At 28.7% G+C, this 20,214-nt stretch carries 18 protein-coding genes; 10 read left to right on the top strand and 8 right to left on the bottom strand.

Annotation, left to right across the window (positions count from 1 at the left end; translation table 11 throughout):
• Window positions 1-328: 328 nt before the first annotated feature.
• The 4 genes from ACO409_RS06615 to ACO409_RS06600 form a co-directional block, all read right to left on the bottom strand.
• The gene (locus ACO409_RS06615; RefSeq protein WP_485555975.1) at window positions 329-703 is read right to left on the bottom strand and encodes a DUF956 family protein; all 375 of its coding nucleotides are present in this window, start codon (window positions 701-703) and stop codon (window positions 329-331) included.
• Window positions 704-830: 127 nt separating this feature from the next.
• Window positions 831-1,766, bottom strand: a complete 936-nt coding sequence (locus tag ACO409_RS06610; RefSeq protein WP_485555973.1) for a PTS system mannose/fructose/sorbose family transporter subunit IID — start codon at window positions 1,764-1,766, stop codon at window positions 831-833.
• Window positions 1,767-1,785: 19 nt separating this feature from the next.
• The gene (locus ACO409_RS06605; RefSeq protein WP_485555971.1) at window positions 1,786-2,610 is read right to left on the bottom strand and encodes a PTS mannose/fructose/sorbose transporter subunit IIC; all 825 of its coding nucleotides are present in this window, start codon (window positions 2,608-2,610) and stop codon (window positions 1,786-1,788) included.
• A 15-nt stretch (window positions 2,611-2,625) separates the two neighbouring features.
• Complete coding sequence (locus ACO409_RS06600; RefSeq protein ID WP_485555969.1) at window positions 2,626-3,615, bottom strand: PTS sugar transporter subunit IIB; 990 nt, start codon at window positions 3,613-3,615, stop codon at window positions 2,626-2,628.
• A gap of 391 nt (window positions 3,616-4,006) precedes the next feature.
• Here ACO409_RS06600 and ACO409_RS06595 point away from each other — a divergent pair, with 391 nt between their 5' ends.
• The 10 genes from ACO409_RS06595 (at window position 4,007) to ACO409_RS06550 (ending at window position 15,019) form a co-directional block, all read left to right on the top strand.
• Window positions 4,007-4,573, top strand: coding sequence for a LemA family protein (locus ACO409_RS06595; protein WP_485555967.1), 567 nt, complete (start codon window positions 4,007-4,009; stop codon window positions 4,571-4,573).
• Between the two features lie 22 nt (window positions 4,574-4,595).
• Window positions 4,596-5,630, top strand: coding sequence for a DUF2207 family protein (locus tag ACO409_RS06590; protein ID WP_485555965.1), 1,035 nt, complete (start codon window positions 4,596-4,598; stop codon window positions 5,628-5,630).
• 102 nt (window positions 5,631-5,732) lie between these two features.
• Window positions 5,733-6,869, top strand: a complete 1,137-nt coding sequence (locus ACO409_RS06585) for a cysteine desulfurase family protein (RefSeq protein WP_485555963.1) — start codon at window positions 5,733-5,735, stop codon at window positions 6,867-6,869.
• A gap of 146 nt (window positions 6,870-7,015) precedes the next feature.
• Complete coding sequence (locus tag ACO409_RS06580; RefSeq protein WP_485555961.1) at window positions 7,016-7,807, top strand: Cof-type HAD-IIB family hydrolase; 792 nt, start codon at window positions 7,016-7,018, stop codon at window positions 7,805-7,807.
• A gap of 61 nt (window positions 7,808-7,868) precedes the next feature.
• A complete protein-coding gene (gene dnaE / locus ACO409_RS06575) occupies window positions 7,869-11,435 on the top strand; it encodes a DNA polymerase III subunit alpha (RefSeq protein WP_485555959.1) in 3,567 nt (1,188 codons plus the stop codon).
• Between the two features lie 21 nt (window positions 11,436-11,456).
• Complete coding sequence (locus tag ACO409_RS06570; RefSeq protein WP_485555957.1) at window positions 11,457-12,227, top strand: hypothetical protein; 771 nt, start codon at window positions 11,457-11,459, stop codon at window positions 12,225-12,227.
• Window positions 12,228-12,431: 204 nt separating this feature from the next.
• Window positions 12,432-12,986: a 16S rRNA (guanine(966)-N(2))-methyltransferase RsmD gene (gene rsmD, locus ACO409_RS06565; RefSeq protein ID WP_485555955.1), complete on the top strand. Its 555-nt coding sequence runs from the start codon at window positions 12,432-12,434 to the stop codon at window positions 12,984-12,986.
• A gap of 88 nt (window positions 12,987-13,074) precedes the next feature.
• Window positions 13,075-13,296 carry an exodeoxyribonuclease VII small subunit gene (gene xseB / locus ACO409_RS06560; RefSeq protein ID WP_060918438.1) on the top strand — a complete coding sequence of 74 codons (222 nt, stop codon included), beginning with the start codon at window positions 13,075-13,077 and terminating at the stop codon, window positions 13,294-13,296.
• 12 nt (window positions 13,297-13,308) lie between these two features.
• Window positions 13,309-14,199, top strand: a complete 891-nt coding sequence (locus ACO409_RS06555; protein ID WP_485555952.1) for a polyprenyl synthetase family protein — start codon at window positions 13,309-13,311, stop codon at window positions 14,197-14,199.
• A 43-nt stretch (window positions 14,200-14,242) separates the two neighbouring features.
• Entirely contained in the window at window positions 14,243-15,019 is a 777-nt protein-coding gene (locus ACO409_RS06550; protein WP_485555950.1) for a purine nucleoside phosphorylase YfiH/LACC1 family protein, read from the top strand.
• A gap of 205 nt (window positions 15,020-15,224) precedes the next feature.
• Here the strand turns inward: ACO409_RS06550 and speB are convergent, their stop codons facing one another.
• From speB to speD, 4 genes are all read right to left on the bottom strand, one after another.
• Complete coding sequence (gene speB / locus ACO409_RS06545; RefSeq protein ID WP_485555948.1) at window positions 15,225-16,076, bottom strand: agmatinase; 852 nt, start codon at window positions 16,074-16,076, stop codon at window positions 15,225-15,227.
• Window positions 16,077-16,100: 24 nt separating this feature from the next.
• Complete coding sequence (speE, locus tag ACO409_RS06540; protein ID WP_485555946.1) at window positions 16,101-16,946, bottom strand: polyamine aminopropyltransferase; 846 nt, start codon at window positions 16,944-16,946, stop codon at window positions 16,101-16,103.
• Between the two features lie 131 nt (window positions 16,947-17,077).
• On the bottom strand, window positions 17,078-18,541 hold the full coding sequence (locus tag ACO409_RS06535; protein ID WP_485555944.1) for an aminotransferase class I/II-fold pyridoxal phosphate-dependent enzyme: 1,464 nt from the start codon (window positions 18,539-18,541) through the stop codon (window positions 17,078-17,080).
• A 477-nt stretch (window positions 18,542-19,018) separates the two neighbouring features.
• On the bottom strand, window positions 19,019-19,903 hold the full coding sequence (gene speD, locus ACO409_RS06530; protein ID WP_485555942.1) for an adenosylmethionine decarboxylase: 885 nt from the start codon (window positions 19,901-19,903) through the stop codon (window positions 19,019-19,021).
• Window positions 19,904-20,214 lie beyond the last annotated feature (311 nt).

Below are 20,214 nucleotides of genomic sequence, written 5' to 3'. Positions count from 1 at the left end.
ATAGAAAAAATTTGCTACTGCTATAAATATTATTACCATTATTCCATTCCAATTTTTATAGTTTTCACTTTTACCATCGCCTATTTTTTATATAATAAAATAATTTATACAGTATTATCCAATATATTTTATCACTTAATCCCCATTTTTTTTATAAGTATTTCCTTTTATCTAAATTTGTCTTTCAATTATATACTCAAACTCATTTAAAATTAAGCTATTAAAAATTATATAAACTTAGATTTTGAGTTTGGTATTAAATCATTTTTACTATATTATAGCAAAAAAAGAGAAATTACACGTAGTAAAATCTCTCAAAATTTTAGTTTTATTTTTTTTTAAACCACTCAAACACTTTCTTCAAAGATAATACAGGTTTATTTCTGACAATTTTTTCATTCCCTAAAAAATCTCTCATTGTCTTTAATGTCTTTCCAGCATTTTTCACAACAAAATTATAAGATCCAGCATTTCTGGTATCTATAAAAAATCCACGAATATACTTGTCCTTAAAAAATAGCTGTGCCCTTACTCTTACAATTTCATTCCACGGAATCTGAATACAGTCTTCAGGATTTCTTAAATTATAAAATTCAAAAGCCTTATCACCTACTAATATATCACCATTTTTGTTTCCAATCATTCCCGATAAAGAATTTGCCTTTGTTGTAAATAATACTTTTGTATTCATTGAAATAGCCAATTTTACTTCCTCATTTCTTTATTTTTAATTTTTACTATAATTATAAAAAAGTTGGATTCTAGTTCCAACTTTTTCTTATACATAAACTTTTAATTATATAAAATCAAATTTTTGACAATTTGTATTTTTAGAATATTCCAATTACGTGTCCTACAATTCCAACTAGGAATAATCCAAAGATAATTAAGATTGGGCTGACCTTTTTCTTTAGTAGCCACATACATAGGAAAGTCAATAACAATGCTGCCAATCCTGGTACTAATTTATCTAAATTATCTTGCAAAGTTGTTACTTGTGTATTTGAAAGTGATAATTTTTTTCCAAAATCTTCAAGAATCTTTTGTAACTGAGCACCAGTTACTGATCCATTTGGAAATTTTATATAAGCCCCATCAGATAATGGAACTTTCGATATAACTCTTGGAAATTTAATTGTAATCCAACGTTGAACCAAGATACCCATAATAAACATACCTAAAATAGAAGCACCTTTAGTTATTGTTTGCAACAATCCACCTGATAAATCCTTTGTAATTTCTGAACCTTTTTGGTAACCAAATTCTTGAGTGTACCACAAGAAAGCAATTCTGATTATATTCCATATAATGAAAAAGAATAGTGGTGCAATTACTGAACCACTTGTAGCAAGTGATGCTGCGATTGCTCCTAAAATTGGACGTACTGTAAACCAGAATACTGGATCTCCGATACCTGCTAATGGTCCCATCATTCCTACTTTAACCCCTTGAATTGCTGCATCATCAATTGCTGCTCCGTTAGCTCTTTCTTCTTCTAACGCCAAAGTAACTCCTAAAATAGGTGCTGCAATGTATGGATGAGTGTTAAAAAATTCCATATGTCTTTTTAAAGCTGCTGCTGCATCTTCTTTTTTCGGATACAATTTTTTCAATGCTGGAATTAATGAGTAAGCCCAACCACCATTTTGCATACGTTCATAATTCCAAGAACCTTGTAAAAATTGAGAACGAATCATTACGCTACGACGATCAGCTTTTGATAGTTTTATTTTATCATTTGATGATTTTATTTTGTCTTCTGCCATTTCTTATTCCTCCTTAGATTTAATAGTCATTTAAAATGTCACCTAGCGGATCTCCTGAAGCTGATGAACCTCCATTTCCTCCGCCATTGTTACCACCGCCACCATTACTTGTAACATTTAAGTAAATAATAGCTGCACATACACCTATAATTCCTGTGGCAATTAGTGTAAGCTCATTTAACGGTGCAATTGCAAATCCTAAGAAGAAGAAAGGCCATACTTCCTTGTTTGCCATAAGGTTAATAACCATTGCATACCCTACTGCAACTACAAATCCACCACCAATAGTCATTCCATCAGTAAACCATTTTGGTAATGAATTAAGAGCGTGTTGAATAATATGAGAAGGTATAAATAATAATAGTAAAGCAGGAATAGCGATACGCAATCCTTGACAAATAAGTGCTACCATATGCCAGAACTCTACTCCTTTAAAATTACCTTTTTCAGCTTCTCTGTCAGCTTGGTGAACAATAACTACTGATAAAGTACGAACAACCATAGTCAGAACTAAACCAGCTGTAGCAAGTGCAATTGCTGTACCAATTGCTACATTTTGACCTGCAGCATCAAATTTTCCTGCTTTAACGAAAATAATTGCTGAAGCTACTGAAGCAAGTGCAGCATCTGGTGCAACTGCTGCCCCTACATTTGCCCAACCCAAAGCCATTAACTGTAATGCTCCACCTAACATAATACATTCTTTCATGTGTCCTGTTGCAAGACCAATCAATGAACATGCAATAATTGGCTGATGGAATTGGAATTGGTCAAGGATACCTTCCATTCCTGCCAAAAATGCGATAATTAATATTAAAATAATTGCTAAAATATTAAAATCCATAACATCCTCCTAAAATTAAAGTTTTAATCCTTCGTTTGCTTTTTCTGAAATTAATTTGAATAAATCTGCTCTTTTATCAGCAGCAACTTTTCTAACATCAAATTGTACACCTAAATCCCTAAGTTTTTTGTAAGTTTCAACGTCATTTTGATCCATTGAAAGAACATTATTAACCATAACTTTTCCAACAGAATGAGCCATTGATCCTATATTTAATTCTTTAATATCTACACCTTTTTCAATTACATAAAGTGCATCTTGAGGATTTTCAAATAGCAATAACGCTTTTGTATTTCCAAATCTTGGATCTTTTGAAACTTCCACTAATTTGTCAAGTGGAATAACATGTGCACGTACACCTGGAGGTGCTGCCTGTTCAATTAATTTTTTACGTAATTCATCTTTTGAAACCGAATCTGATACAACGATTATTCTGTTTGGATTAGTCGCCTTTGTCCAGCTTGTTGCAACTTGTCCATGTAATAAACGTGTGTCAATACGTGCCAAGACAAATTTTATTTTTCCATCTCCAATTACTGTTCCTTCTGGAATTGCACCTTTTGGCATATCATTTTGTGCTGTGGCTTTTGAAGATCCTTCTTTTGGCTGTAAATCTTCAGGACGTACCCTAACTTGATCCTTTCCTTCTGGAACAATCGCTTTTGCTACTTCGTGAGCTGTGTCATAATCTTCTCTTTCTGACAACGCTGCAAGAAGCATTGGCAAATTAAGTCCTGCAACGATTGCTCTTTTTTCAGGTACCTCTTCAAAAAAACGATTAGATTGATTAAATGGACTTCCCCCCCATAAATCAACTAAAAATAGAACTTCTTCTGTCCCTAGTTTTGCAATGGCATCTTGAATTTTTTTATATAAGTCATCTGGTCCTTCACTCGGCATGAAAACAACTGATTCAAGTAATTCAGCTTCCCCCAGAATCATTGAAGCCGACTGTTTTATACCAGCTGCAAATTCACCGTGACTCGCAACGATAATTCCTACCATTTTAAACCTCCTTCTATTAAAATATATTTTTAAAAAATTTCTAAAAACTAAAAATGAGTAATCTTATATTTTAAGTGTACCACATTTTTTGGCATTTTCAAGTTTTTTGAAAAAAATTTATTAACAAATATTAAATTTCAATATTTTTTTATATAAATTATAATATTAAATCTTATTAAGAAATAAGACAATACTCTATTTATCTAATAATGGCAAATTTTTTAATAGATATGGAATAAAAATTTATAATAAATTTGCTATCTAAAAAATAATATAAATTCATTTAAAACAGGAATTTCTTAGAAATAATATTAATATTCTGACATATTGAAAGATTTTTTTTTAAATGATATAATTTAATAACTAAAAATAAAAGAACAGGAGATTAATTATGAATATTTTATTAATTGCCATAGGCAGTTTGATAGTATTGGCAATAATAGCAGCAATAATTTATAACAGGTATGTTAAACTGAAAAATTTGAATGAGGAAGGTTTTCATGAGATAGGTATTTGCTTACAGAAAAGGCTGGATCTGATACCTGGTCTTATTAATGTTGTAAAAGGGTATGCATTACATGAAAAGGAAACATTAGAAAATGTCATTAAACTTAGAAGCCAAATGGAAATAATTGATAAAAAAAATATTGACAATATTGAAAAAATAAAAAAAATTGAGACTGAGACAGAAAAAACATTAAAATCAATAATGATATTACAGGAAAATTATCCAGATTTAAAGGCTAATGAAAATTTTTTGAAATTGCAGACTCAATTGATGCAAATAGAAACTGAAATCCAAAGATCGAGAAGGTACTATAATGGAACAGCTAGAGATAGAAATACTTTCGTAGAAACTTTTCCAAATAATTTTATTGGAAAAATTTTGGGGTTTAAAAAGTCAAAATTTCTCGAAATAACAGATAAAGCAGAAAAAACTCCAGAAATTAAATTTTAATTTTTACAATAAAGGATTTACTATGAATATTATTATAATTGAAATTATTTTAGTTATACTTATTGGTATATATTCTGTTTCAACGTGGTATTTTTTTGGAAAAGATCCAAAAAGGAAAACTATTATTCCTGAATTTTCTGAACCAGAAAATATTTCATCAATGTTTGTTGCATATATCAATGGAGAAAGAGATTCAAAAGAAATATTGAAAATAGGACTGTTATCGTTATTATTGAAAAATTATATTTTTTTAGATGATAAAAATAATGAAGGAAATAAAATATATGTTTTGAACCAGAAAAATAAGGATAATCTGAAACTGCGAAGCGAAACTTTATTTGAGGAAGAAAATAACTTGCTGGATATTCTTTCTGAAAATAATCTATTTGAAAATAAACTTGAAATTATTGGATATAAAAATCGTATTATACATTTTTTTGAAAAGAAATATAATAGAATGATTTATAAAAATAATTATCTATATTTCATTCCATTTATTTTAGGAACTGCAATTTCCATAGCTTTTACATTATCAGAGCTAATGCATATAAATATAGCAAATTCAATTATTATTACGACTTTTATATTTATATGGCTAAAATATGTATTTGGAATGTCAGGGAGAATATTGAAATTTTTATATATCACGGTAACTGTAGGTGGAATTATTAGTATTATATTGTATACAGATATATTTTATGGATTAATTTTATTAATTTTAGGAGCAATGTTTTTTATTTATAGGAAAGTTATAGGGAAATACACGTTTTCAGGTAAGCGAAAGCTGGAGTACATTGAAGGACTAAAAATGTATTTTAAAACTGCTGAAAAAAATAAAATGGATGAATTTGAAACAGAAGAAGAAAAACTTAATTACTTCAATCAAATATTTCCTTATATTGTTGCACTTAAAGTGGAAAATGAAAAAATAGGAATTTTTAAGGATTCTTTGGATTTTTTAAATATAATGGGAAGTTATGCTGAGGCTAAATATTATGTTAATGAATATGTAGATACGAAATTTCCAATTTTTAGAAAAAAACGTATTTTTTGGTAAGGCAAGTGAATAATTAGAAAATTAAAATATATTTTAAAATTGTAATTACAATTGCAAACTTTTATAAATCATAAAAAAAATAAAAAGGAGAAAAATTTAACAATGAAAATAGTATATTTAGATAATGCGGCGACTACTAAAATGTCTGATAAAGTTATAAATGAAATGACAAAATCATTTAGTGAAAATTACGGAAATCCGTCATCAATACATTCAATGGGACAACGTGCAAAATCTGTTGTGGAAAAAGCAAGACATAAAGTTTCTCAAAATTTGGAAGCAGAAGCAACTGAAATTGTGTTTACTTCTGGCGGGGCTGAAGGGAATAATCTTGTGATAAGAGGATTTTTAAAAGCTAATGGAGATAAAGGAAAACATATTATAACTTCTAAAATAGAACATTCGACAATTTTAAAGGATTTTAAACAGCTGGAAAAGGAAGGATATGAAGTTTCATATATTGGAGTTGACGAAAATGGAGTTGTTAATGTTGAAGAATTAAAGCAAGAATTAAGGGAAGATACAGCTCTTGTTTCGATAATGTTTGTAAATAATGAAACTGGGGTTATTCAGCCAATCAAGGAAATAGGAGAGATTCTGGCTGAAAAAAATATATTTTTTCATACGGATGCGGTTCAAGCAATGGGAAAAATAAAAATTTTGCCAAAAGAGTTGAAAATAGGGGCTTTGACTGGAACTGCACACAAATTTTATGGACCTAAAGGATCAGGATTTGTATTTATTGACAAAAAATATTCGATTGAAAAGGAAATCTGGGGTGGTTCGCAGGAAAGAAATCGACGTGCTGGAACAGAAAATGTTCATGGAATTTTGGGACTTGGAGTAGCACTTGAGGAAGTTTACGAAAATTTAGAAAAAATGTTAGAACAAGAAGAAAAAGTCCAACATTATTTGGAAAGCAAATTAAAAACTGAAATTGGAAAACTGGGTAAAAAAATAAAAATAAATGGAGAAAAAGCAAATAGAATAAAAACTACAACAAATGTTTTTATAGAAGGAATCGACATTCAAATGCTATTAGTAGCACTTGATTTAAGGGGAATTTGTGTAAGCGGAGGTTCTGCATGTATGTCAGGCTCATTGGAAAGTTCACATGTTTTGAAGGCTTTGGGATTAACTGATGAAGAATTGAAAGGATCGTTTAGAATTAGTATTGGAAAAGATACTACAATTGAAGAAATAGATTATTTTGTGGAAAATTTAGTAGAAATAATTTAACAAAAAGTGTTGACTTCCTGAAATAAATAAAATATATTTTTTATTTTTCAAACAGGATTTAGCATTACAGACTTTTACAAACAATTAAAATATTCCAAAATAAGAATTTAAAAATTATCATTATTATAGAAAGAAAGGAAATTAAAATGAATAACATAAAAGCTATATTTATGGACTTAGATGGAACTGTGCTGACAAGTGATCATAAAGTTTCAAAAAATTTAATAAAAAAATTACAAGAACTAGAAAAAAAGGGAGTGAAAAACTTCGTTGCAACTGGAAGGACTTTTGCTTCATCAAAGCCTTTCGTTAACATGCTGGGGATAAAAAATCCAGTAATTAACTATAACGGAGGAAGAATTGTAAACCCTTTAACAAGTGAGGTTATTTTTGAAAAACCTGTCAAAGCACAGGATGTAGATAAACTTATCAAAATTTCAAGAGAAAAGAAAATTCACTTAAATTTATATATGGATGACAACCTTTATGTCGAACATGAAACCGAAGAAGGAGAAAAATATTCAGAAAGCGTAGAAATTCCATATTATGTGAGAAATTTTGATGAATTTATTGGAAAATCTTCCACAAAGGCATTATTTATCGCAGAAAATTCGATTTTACTAGAATTAAAAAAGGAACTGGAAGAAAAATTGCCACATCTTAATTTTGTATTTTCAAAACCACGCTATCTGGAATGTTTGAATAAAGAAGTGAATAAAGGGCTAGCAATAAAGGAACTGCTGAAAAAATATAATATTTCAGAAAAGGAAACAATGGCATTTGGAGATCAATGGAATGACTTGGAAATGCTGAAATTTGTGAAATATGGGTATCTTATGGGAAATGCAACAGAAGAACTAAAACAAAAATTTTCAAAAGATAGAATCACTTTATCAAATAATGAAGATGGAATTTATGAAATAATAAAAGAACTTTAATTAAATTTATTAAACAAAAAAAATGATATATTTTTATAAAAAAAGAAATTAGGTAAAAATTATGAAAAATAAATTTGTACATTTGAAATTGCATACGGAATATTCGTTACTTGAAGGAGTTGGCAAGATTGACGAATATGTTGAAAGGGCTAAGAAAATTGGAGTGAAAGCACTTGCAATTACGGATACTTCGATGTTTGGGGTAGTTGAGTTTTTTAAAAAGTGTAAAAATAATGATATAAAGCCAATTATTGGGCTTGAAGTATTTTTGGACGGGATAGAGAAAGTGGGAGAGTATTCACTTACTTTATTTGCTAAAAATCAAAATGGATACAAAAATTTATCGAAATTGTCATCAATTTCATATAGCAGATTTACACGGAATCGGAATAAGATTAAGTATGATGAATTAAAAAAATATTCTAATGATCTGTATATTTTGTCAGGGGGAATAAATAGCGAAGTTGTAAAGGGAATTTTGGATTTGGAAAATACTTATGTTAGAAAAGTTATTGAAAAATTAACTAAAGATTTTGGAGATAATTTTTTTATTGAAATTCCTGCTGTAGAAAAGCTAGAAAAAGTTAGAAGAATGCTTTTTGATATTGTACATAAAAATAAATTTGAAAATTTTGTTATTACAAATGATGTTTATTATCCAAATAAAGAAGATGCCGTTTTACAAAAAATCGTAGAATCAATAAAAGAAGGTAGCAAAATTGATACAGAAAAATCGGAAAATAGTGAACTTTTGTATGATGATTTGTATTTAAAATCTGAAAATGAAATAAAACAAATTTTTGAAGACAAAGAATATAGCAAGTTTTATGAAACTGGAAATAGTAATGTGGAAAAAATTGTGGAAAACTGCAATGTTGATTTTGAATTTCATAATTTCAAATTTCCAAAATATTCATTGCCACAAAATATAAGTGAAAAAGATTTTTTGCAAAATCTTGTATTTGAAGGACTTTTTCAGAAATATTTGAGAAAATCTGTTTCAGAGTCTAAAAGATTAGAGCTGGATAAAAGTTTTGAGATAATAGAAAAAGAAATTACAACAGACAAAACTGCTGGTAAAAAATTGAAAGAAGCTAAAATTCGGGAAGAATTATTAAAAAATAATTTGGAAAATGTTTTAAGGCGAGCAGAATATGAGCTGGAAATTATCGATAAAATGGGATATAATGGATATTTCATTATTGTGTGGGATTTTATAAAATTTTCACGTGAAAATGGAGTTTATGTTGGACCAGGAAGAGGATCTGCAGCTGGAAGTATTATTTCGTATGCCTTGAATATTACAGAAATTGATCCGCTTGAATATAATTTGATTTTTGAGCGGTTTTTGAATCCTGAACGTATTTCAATGCCAGATATTGATATAGATTTTGATCAGGAACAACGGGAAATTGTCATAGATTATGTTGTAAAAAAATATGGTTCAGAATACGTGGCACATATAATCACTTTTGGAACATTGAAAGCTAGGCTTGCTATTCGTGATGTTGGACGTGTGCTAAATGTTTCGCTTGCAAAAGTTGACAAAATTGCTAAAATGATACCATTTAATACGGAGCTTAAAGAAGCTTTGGATAATATTACTGAGTTTAGGAGAATATATGAAACTGACAGAGAAATAAAAAAATTAATTGATTATTCACTTAAACTGGAGGGAAAAGTACGGCATGCTTCTGTCCATGCAGCTGGAATCGTTATTTCAAAAAACATTCTAAGCGATGAAATTCCAACGTATTCAGATGGAAAAACTAAGATTGTATCAACACAGTATCAAATGAAGGAACTGGAAGAACTAGGAATTTTGAAAATGGATTTTCTTGGCTTAAAAAATCTCACAATTTTACGGAAAACTGTTGAAAATATCGAAAAAAGAAAAAAAACAAAAATCATATTAAATAATATTCCGCTAAATGATGAAAAAACTTACGAATTACTTACAAAAGCTGATACAATGGGAGTTTTTCAATGTGAGTCAGCTGGAATCAGAAGCCTTATGAAAAAAATGAAAATTGAAAAATTTGAGGATATAATAGCTCTTTTGGCACTTTACCGTCCAGGACCTTTACGAAGTGGAATGGTTGATGATTTTATAAATGTAAAAAATAATAAAACTGAAATAAAATACATTGATAATTCCCTAAAATACATACTTAAAGAAACTTACGGAATAATCTTGTATCAGGAGCAGGTTATGAAAATTGTAAGTGAAATGGCAAATTATTCGCTTGGGGAAGCTGATGAGCTACGACGTGCTATTGGAAAGAAAAATACTGAACTAATGAAAAAAAATCGTGAAAAATTTGTAGCAAATGCTCAAAAAAAAGGAATTTTAGCTAAAAAAGCAAATGAAATTTACGATTTGGTAGAAAAATTTGGTGGATACGGATTTAATAAGTCACATTCGGCAGCCTATGCACTAATTGTTTATTGGACGGCATATTTTAAAGCTAATTATCCAGTAGAATTTTTTGCAGCAATAATGACAACGGAAGTGCATAACTTGGACAGATTTATTGTTTTTGTAAACGAAGCAAAAGAAAAAGGAATCAACATTTTCTTGCCAGATGTGAATTTATCTGATTATGACTTTAAAATCGAGGAAAATTTTGAAAATAATAGCGACAAAAATAATAAAATGAAAGTTGGCATCAGATTTGGATTCTTTGCTATAAAAGGTGTCGGTGCAGCTTTAATTAATGAAATAAAAAATGAAAGGAAAAATGAAAGATTTACTTCTTATGAAGATTTTGTTTATCGGATGAAACAAAATGGGATTACAAAAAAACAACTAGAATCGCTTATTTTATCAGGAGCTTTGGATAAATTAAACGGAAATAGATTTGAAAAATATAACTCTATTAATGAGATTTTAGAATATAGCAAAAAAAAATATGAATCTGAAGAGGATTTGCAAATGATTTTGTTTAGTGGAGAAAAAGAATATGAAGGCAGCTTTGAAATGAAAAAAGCCAATGAATTTCCACAAAAAATTTTGCTTAAAAATGAAAAAGAATATCTTGGTATCTATATTTCAAATCATCCGTTAAATGAGAAAAAAAGATTAATAAATATAATCGCTTACAACAAAATATCTGAAATTTATCAAAATAAACTAAAAAAAGTCCGAATTATTGGAACAACAAAAAATATAAAAAAATTTGTAACGCGAAATGGACGAGAACCAATGGTAAAATTTGAAATAGAAGATTTTCAAAAAAGTATCGAGGTCATTTGTTTTCCAAGAGAATATATAACTTTTGGATATAAAATCATAGAAGGACAAATTATGATTCTAGAAGGAACTGTAAATACTGAACAAAATAAAAATACAATTATTTTAAGCAATATTTGCAACATTGAAAATTTGGAAGAAAACAAAAATCTAAAACTTTATATTTTAATTGATGAAGAAACAAAAGAAAAAAATCAGGAGCTAAAACAGCTTATTTTAAGAAATAAAGGCGATAATCAAGTATTTTTGGCATTTAAAATGAATGATAAAAAGGAAGTTGTGAAGTTGTCTAATAAGTATAATGTGAATTTGTCACTGAAGTTTGTTAGGAAAGTTGGTAAGTTAGTGGGAGCTGAAAGAGTGAAATTAAGATAATAATAAATAAGGAGTTGAAATATGTTTTTTTTGAATAATAAAAAATTAAAAAAATCTTTTAGAATAATATTTATAACAGCAATGTTTTTTATAATAAATATTATAACATTTTCTGAAAAATCAGAATTTTTGGCAATTGGAAATTTAAAAATTGTAAGACAGGAGCCATTAGTTATAAAAAGAGAAGATTTGAATATTACTATTGAGAAAAATAAAACAATAAAAGTTGAAAATGTTTATACATTTGAAAATATTGGGAATTATGATGTGAAATCTACGTTTATGTTTTGGATGGATACAAATATTGAGAAAAATGGAAAAGAAGATTTTAGTAATGAAAACACTAATAATCGAGGAAAATTTTTGAAAAATTTGAAATTCTTAACGGATTATAAAAAGGCGCAAAATCTAAGGGCTGTCATAAAATTTGATGAAAATATTTATGAAAATCAAGTTACAGATGATATTCAACGTGAATGGTTTGCCATTTCAAAAGTTATTCCATCTATGGAAGAAGGGAAAATTGCTGTATATTATGATTTAGTAAATACAAAATTTTCAAAAAATAAAGACTTTGTTTATAGCTTTGACCTAGTTGATAATTTTTTTAATAAAAATAAAGCAGAAATATTATATGTAAATGTTTATAACAAATCAGATTTTAAAATTGATAAAATAAATTTTAAAAATTATGAATTTAAAAATATTAGCAAAAATAATACAAAAGAACATTATGAATTACTTGAGAGCGGAGTAAATCTAGATGGAAAAATTTCAATAAAATTTAAATAGTATAAGTATTGGAAATTTTAAGTGAAATGTAGTAAAATATATGTAATACAATTTATATTATTTTCTATTAAAATAGTGAAATTACTGTAAATTTGTTTAACAAAAGGTAAAATTCCTTGTTAGAAAATAAAAAATCAATTTATTGTATACTTCTAAATAAATAAGATTTTATGTAAAAATAATAAAAATTGAAAAGAGGAAAATATGAGAATTATAGCAGGGACATTAAAAAATAGGCGAATAAAATCAAGAGAAGGGAGAGAAACTAGACCTACATTAGAAAGAATAAAAGAGGCAATTTTTAGCATAATTGGAGAAAAAGTTGTAAATGCAAAATTTTTGGATTTTTATTCAGGTACTGGAAATGTAACTTTTGAGGCACTTAGCCGTGGGGCAGAAAGAGCTATTATGATTGAAGAGAATAAAGAAGCTCTTAAAGTAATTATTGAAAATGTAAATCATTTGGGTGTAGAAAATAAATGTCGTGCTTATAAAAATGATGTTTTTCGTGCAGCAGAAATTTTAGCAAGAAAAAATGAAAAATTTGATATAATCTTTTTAGATCCGCCATACAAAGAAAATATTTCAACAAGAACAATTGAAAAAATTTCAGATGAAAATCTTTTGGAAAAAGATGGAATTATAATTTCAGAGCATAGCAATTACGAGAAAATGTCAGATAAAATTGGAAATTTTGTAAAATATGATGAAAGAGATTATAATAAAAAAATAGTTAGTTTTTATAGGTTTAAAAACTAAAGTAAGGGATTTTAAACTTTTGTAGAAATAAAAAAACTTAGGTTATCGAATATATCTAATAAAGAAAAATATAAAGGAGAAAGTAAAAATGGCAGTAAAAAAACAAAGTTATGAAGAAAATATTACACAAATTGATGAAATTTTAGAAAAGCTGGAAAGTGAGGAATTGTCGCTGGATGATTCGATTTCTGAATATGAGAAGGCAATTAAACTTATTAAAGATTCAGAGAAATTGCTTGAAGCTGGAGAAGGGAAAGTTATGAAGGTACTTGAAAAAAATGGCAAAGTGGAAATGGAAGAATTTGAGTGATTGGAGAAGAAAATGTTAAGGGAATATTTGGAGGAAAAAAAGAAAATCGTGGAGAATAGCCTGAGTGAATTACTTGAGAGTTATAAAAGTAATTATCCACAAAAATTGGCAGAGGCAATGGAATATGCGGTAATGAATGGTGGAAAAAGAATTCGTCCTATTCTGATGTATATGATTTGCGATTTGCTTGAAAAAAATAATTCTAAAAGTTACAGTAAAATTAAAGACGTTGCTGCTGCACTTGAATTTATACATTGCTATTCGCTTGTTCATGATGACTTGCCAGCGATGGATAATGATGATTATAGACGTGGTAAACTTACAGTTCACAAAAAGTACAATGAAGCGATTGGAGTTCTTGTAGGAGATGTTCTTTTGACGGAGTCATTTGGAATAATTGCAAATTCTAAAAATTTAAAAGATAAAAATAAAGTTCAGATTATTTCAAAATTGTCTGAATATGCAGGTTTTTTTGGAATGGTTGGAGGACAGTTCATGGATATAGAATCTGAACATAAAAAAGTAGAAATTGACACATTAAAATATATTCATGCACATAAAACTGGAAAATTACTGACTGCTGCGATTGAACTTCCAATGATTGCTTTGGATATTGAAAATAAAAAATATCAAAAAATGGTGGAATATTCAAAATTATTAGGAATTGCCTTTCAGATTAAGGATGATATTTTGGATATTGAAGGGGATTTTGAGGAAATTGGTAAAAAATCTAATGATGTTGAAAATGAAAAAACTACTTATCCTAGCATTTTTGGATTGGATGAAAGTAAAAGATTGCTTCAGGAATATTTGGAAAAAGCAAGAAAAATTATTATTGATGACTTTAATGGGAATCAATTGTTTTTGGAATTAACGGATTATTTTGGGAATAGGAAAAAATAAATAATTAAATATATTTGAAATTATAATTTAAATGGGAGAAAAAATGTTTATCGAAAAGGAAAATTACTTTTATATTGAAGAATTTGAAAAATATGGAATAACAGCAGTTTACACCAAAAAAATTGCTGGAAACATGTCTGATTATTGTCCGCTTGAAAATCAAGAAGAAGGAATACAGAAAAAAAATCGAAAAAAGTTGTTAAAGGAACTGAATTTAGAAGATAAACAAGAAGTTATGGCTTTTCAGACCCATTCTAACAATGTGAAAATTATTGATGAAAATACAGAAAAATATTATTATGAAAAACAATATAATATTGATGGATTTTTGACAAAAAGAAAAGATATTGCGATTTTTACGTTTTATGCAGATTGTCTGCCAATTTTTGTTTATGATAAGGAAAATCAGGTTATTGGAGTTTGGCATTCAGGATGGCCTGGAACATTTAAAGAAATAATGAAATCTGGATTATTGGAAATGGAAAAAAATTATGGAACAAAAGTTGAAAATGTGCTAATGGGACTAGGAATTGGAATGCAGCAAAAATTTTATGAAGTTGGAATGGAATTTTATGAAAATTTTGCAAATAAATTTGGAAAAGAAAATGAATTAGTACAAAAATCATTTAAATGGAATGAAAATACTAAAAAATATCATTTTGACAATACAAAATTTAATGAAATAACGGCATTAAAACTTGGAATAAAAAAAGAAAATTTGATCACAACAAATGAAGATACATTTGATGAAAAATTTCATTCTTATAGAAGAGAAGGGAAAAATTCTGGAAGAGCTACTGCTATGATTACATTTAACTAAAGTTCTTAATTTTCAGATATAGTAAACTGATTTAAAACTGAACTCAAAAGCTACAACTATTTTACTCAATCTCTAAATCTATATGATTTTTAATAAATAATTCAATTTTGAATGGGGCTTAATATCAAGTAATTAAAATAAATGTTCATTTTTAAACGAAGAATAATAATAAATATAACAAGGGGAAAAGTCTCCCCTTGCTGTATTATTTATTTATAAATAGCAAAATTTCTCTTAATAATTTGCAAGCTAATGCTGTAGACTGTCCTGACTGGTCATATACAGGCGACAATTCATTCATATCAAGTCCCACGATATTTAACTGTGAAATTTTTTCTATTGCTTTATGAAGTTCCACAAAACTAACTCCCCCTGCTTCAGGCGTCCCAGTTCCTGGAAATTCCGATGGATCAAGTACATCCAAATCCAATGTAAAATACACAGGTTTTCCTTTTAATTTTTCTACAGCTTCATCAAGTCCATCAAAATTAAATTTTGTTGTGTAAAGATGTTCTTTTGCAAACTTCCATTCATCTCTTTCACCACTTCTTATTCCAAACTGAAAGATTCTGTCATCTCCAACAATGTCCCAACATCTTCTAATTACAGAAGCATGTGAATAATACTGCCCTAAATACTCATCTCTCAAGTCTGTATGTGCGTCAAACTGGATAATATGCAAATCTGGATATTTTTCAGCAACTGCTTTCACAGCTCCCAGCGTAACAGAATGTTCTCCACCAATCATAAACGGAATTTTCCCATCCTTTAAAATTTTTGCTGTTTCATCTTGAATATCCTGTAGCGTACTTTCTGAATTTCCAAACGAAAGTTCCAAATCTCCTCCATCAAAAACTTTAATATCCTCCAAATCCTTATCTTGATAAGGGCTGTAAGTTTCTATCCCAAAACTCTCATTTCTCATAACCGCTGAAGCAAATCTAGTCCCTGGTCTAAATGACGTTGTACTATCAAACGGTGCTCCAAAAATAACTATTTTACTTTCGTTATATTCATTGTCACACCCTATAAATGTATGTATATTTTTATTTTTCATAAACTCTCCTTCTAATTTTTTATTCTAACTATTTATCAAATCTTTTACGTAGTTTGGCAATGCAAATGCCCCTTTATGTAATTCGGTATTATAATATCTTGTCTTTATCCCAAACTTATTCCATTCATCAGCCTTTAAGTCTTTTATGGGATTGTATTTTTTTGAAGCAAAGCCAAATAGCCAATGTCCTGATGGATATGTGGGTATATGAAGCTGATAAACTGTTGCAAATGGAAAAACTGCTCTTAACTGTTTATTTGCTCTTGCTGTTGCTTTGGCATCTGCCTCATAATACGGACTTTCATGCTGATTTACAAGAATTCCATCCTCTTTTAATGCATTAAAGCAATTCCCATAAAATTCTCTTGTAAACAAATCCTCTCCAGGCCCAAATGGATCCGTTGAATCTACAATTACAATATCGTATTCATTTGTCTTAGAACGCACAAATTTTAACCCGTCTTCATAATAAATGTGAACTCTTTTATCGTCCAGTTTATTCGCTGTCTTAGGCAAATATTCACGACAAACATCAACAACCATCTTGTCAATTTCCACCATATCAATTCTTTCAATATTCCCATATTTTACAAGTTCACGAACAGTGCCACCATCTCCAGCCCCAATTACTAATATTTTCTTAGCTTTCGGATTTACAGCCATAGGAATGTGAGTTATCATCTCATGGTAAATAAACTCATCCTTTTCTGTCAACATCATAAACCCATCCAATGTCAAAAATCGCCCAAACTCTGGCGATTCAAAAATATCAATTCTCTGAAAATCACTTTTTACACTAATTAATTGCTTATTAACCTTTATAGAAAAACGAACATTTTTTGTATGTTCTTCTGTGTACCATAATTCCATCTGCCAAACTCCTTTCGATTGTATTACCTATTTTTATAAAAATCTTACAATAAAAAATATCTAATATTTTATTTTCAATATTTCTTACTTTAAAACTTTTTATCCCAATTTTTATATCTTCCCCTTTTTCTCTACTCTAAAACAACATTTATCTTTTCAACATGCATATCTTCAGTTCCCGTAAGCAAACATCCTTTTTCCTTCGCATATTCAATATAATTTATAATTTCCTCTGTAATTCGCTCTCCCGGTGCCAAAATCGGTATTCCTGGCGGATAAGCCATAACAAATTCCCCACTTATTTTTCCAGAACTTTCTTTTATTGGAATCATTTCTTTTTCTGAGTAAAAGGCTTTTTGTGGTGGAAGCACAACATCAGGATTTATATATTCATGATCAAACATTCCTGTAGAATCTTTTGAGTAAAGCCGTTTAATTTCTGCAAGCGAAGAAATCAGACGCTCTATTTCCAAGCCTCTGTCCCCAGCTGAAATTATTGCCAAAATATTTCCCAAATCTCCAAATTCAATTTGAATTTCATAATCATCTCGTAAAATATCATAAACTTCAATACCAGCAAGGCCAATATCCTTTGTATATACAGATAATTTTGTTGTGTCAAAATCATAAACTGAATCTCCGTCAATTAATTCCTTTCCATAAGCGTAATATCCACCTAACTTATTAATTTCACTTCTTGCATATTCTGCAAATCTAACTGTCTTTTCAAAAAGTTCTTTCCCATTTATTGCCAAATTTTTTCTTGCTACATCAAGCGATGTCATAAGCAAGTACGAAGAACTTGTAGTTTGAGTCAAGTTAATAATTTGACGGACATAATCGGCATTTATTCGCTCTCCACTTAATAAAATTGAACTTTGTGTTAAAGAACCACCTGTCTTATGCATGCTGATTGCTGCCATATCTGCTCCAGCTGCCATTCCTGAAATTGGTAAATTATCATCAAAGGAAAAATGTGCCCCATGTGCTTCATCAACTAGTACAAGCATATTATTTTCATGTGCCAGTTTTACAATAGATTTTAGATCTGAACAAATTCCATAATAAGTGGGATTATTCACTAATATTGCTTTTGCATCAGGATTTTCACGAATTGCCTTCTTTACGTCGTTAATTGACATTCCAAGCGATATTCCCAATTTTTTGTTAAGCCCGGGATTAATATAAACTGGAATTGCTCCGCAAATTACCATAGCATTAATGGCACTTCTATGCACATTTCTTGGAATAATAATTTTATCTCCAGCCTTACAAGTCGCCATAATCATAGCCTGCACAGCCCCAGTAGTACCACTTACCATAAAATAAGCCTCTTTTGCCCCAAAAGCTTCTGCCGCTATATCCTGTGCCTCTTTAATAACCGAAGTTGGATGGCATAAATTGTCAAGCGGTTTCATTGAATTAACATCCATCTGCATTGCTTCCAATCCTATAAAATCCCTAAACTCCTTATTTCCACGTCCACCCTTATGTCCTGGCACATCAAATCTCACAACCCTGTTAGAAAGATGATTTTTCAATGCATCAAAAAGAACAGTTTTATTCTGTCTATCTTTATCAATATTTTCCCCCATTTCTACAACTCCTTTCATATCTTTACTTTTGTTTATTATAATTCTAAATTCCAAAATTTTTTATTAAATATTTAAATTAATTATTTTATAAATTTTATTTTAGATTTTTCTAGTTAACAATTTTTTTCTTTTTTTATATTATTTGTTATAACCCCCGTTTAACGCAAACCTTTCTTATAAAGAAAAAAGAAAACTCGCTTTTGAATATAAATTATTTTAATTCAAATAATTTTATTCAATTTAAAGTCTATTCCCAAAAGTTCAAACAGTTATTTTTTCTTTAACGAAATTTTGCTTATTATTTTTTGTTAAAAAGCGAGTTTCAATTTCATTTCAAAAAAATGCTTAGACAAGCGGGAATTAGTGCGTAGCACTTTCGTCAAAATATTCAGATGTTATGATTTAAAGAAATTGAAATAACTAATATTGCGAAATAAAGGGGGATGGCGACTGATCCCCTTTGCTTTATAAATAATTTTAATAGATATTCATTCCACTATAGATTTCTATCATTTCCTTCCTAAGTCTATCTGTAATTTCCAATCTTTTTTTCGGTGCAATTTCATAAACATCCTGATTAAAAAGATAATTTTTAAGCTCAATTTCCTTTATAAGCATTTTTGTATGAAAAATATTGGATTGATATACATTTACATCTATAGCATCATAAATTTTTAACTTTTCAGGATCAATATAATCTTGAATAGAAGTTATATTATGATCTGTAAAAAATTTCTTTCCTGAAATATCCCTTGTAAATCCACGTATTCTGTAATCAATTGTAATTATATCCGAATCAAAGCTATCTATCAAATAATTTAATGTATTTAATGGTGAAATTTCTCCACAAGTTGCAATATCAATGTCTACTCTAAAAGTAGAAATTGAATTATCTGGATGATATTCTGGAAAAGTATGTACTGTTATATGACTTTTATCCAGATGAGCATGAACTGTATCAGTATACTGACTTGCATTTTCCCTTTTCATACTATCTATATCCAACCCTATTTCTTTAAAAAAGGGCTCTCCTCTATTACAAGACTTATCAATATTTTCAGGATTTATTCTTTCTTCTGCAATCAACACATTCACAGATGCCCCTTGCGGTTCATAATCCTGCTTTGATATATTCAAAACCTGTGCTCCTATCATTTCTGCCATACGAATAAGTATTTTTGTAAGCCTTTCTGAGTTATACTGCTCATCAATATATGCAATATAGTCTTTTTGTTCTCTTTCTGTCTCAGCATAACAAATATCATAAATATTAAAACTCAATGTCTTTGTAAGATTATTAAATCCATATAGTTTTATTTTATTGTTTTCCAACTCATTCATCACTTCCTCTCTTATTTTCATAAGTTTTTCATAATATACTCCAACCCACTTAAAATTTAACTATTAAAAATTATATGAACTTAGGGTTTGAGTAAAATAGTCATAGCATTTGAATTCGGTTTTAAATCAGTTTTACTATATCTATTTCCCTATTTTATTTATAATTTTTAAAATATTTTTTCCGACAAATTATAACATTTATATATAATTTTTACAAGTAAAGTATAACAATTGACAAAACAAAAATTCTAAAAACATAATTTTTTTATACAAATAAAAATTTAACAAAAAGATAGCAAGAAGTCGTAGGCTTTCTATAAGTGGGAGATGAA

It is taken from the genome of Leptotrichia sp. (genome assembly GCF_057270615.1).
The sequence above is the reverse complement of the archived record's forward strand: the minus strand, read 5'-3'. Positions and strand labels throughout refer to the sequence as shown.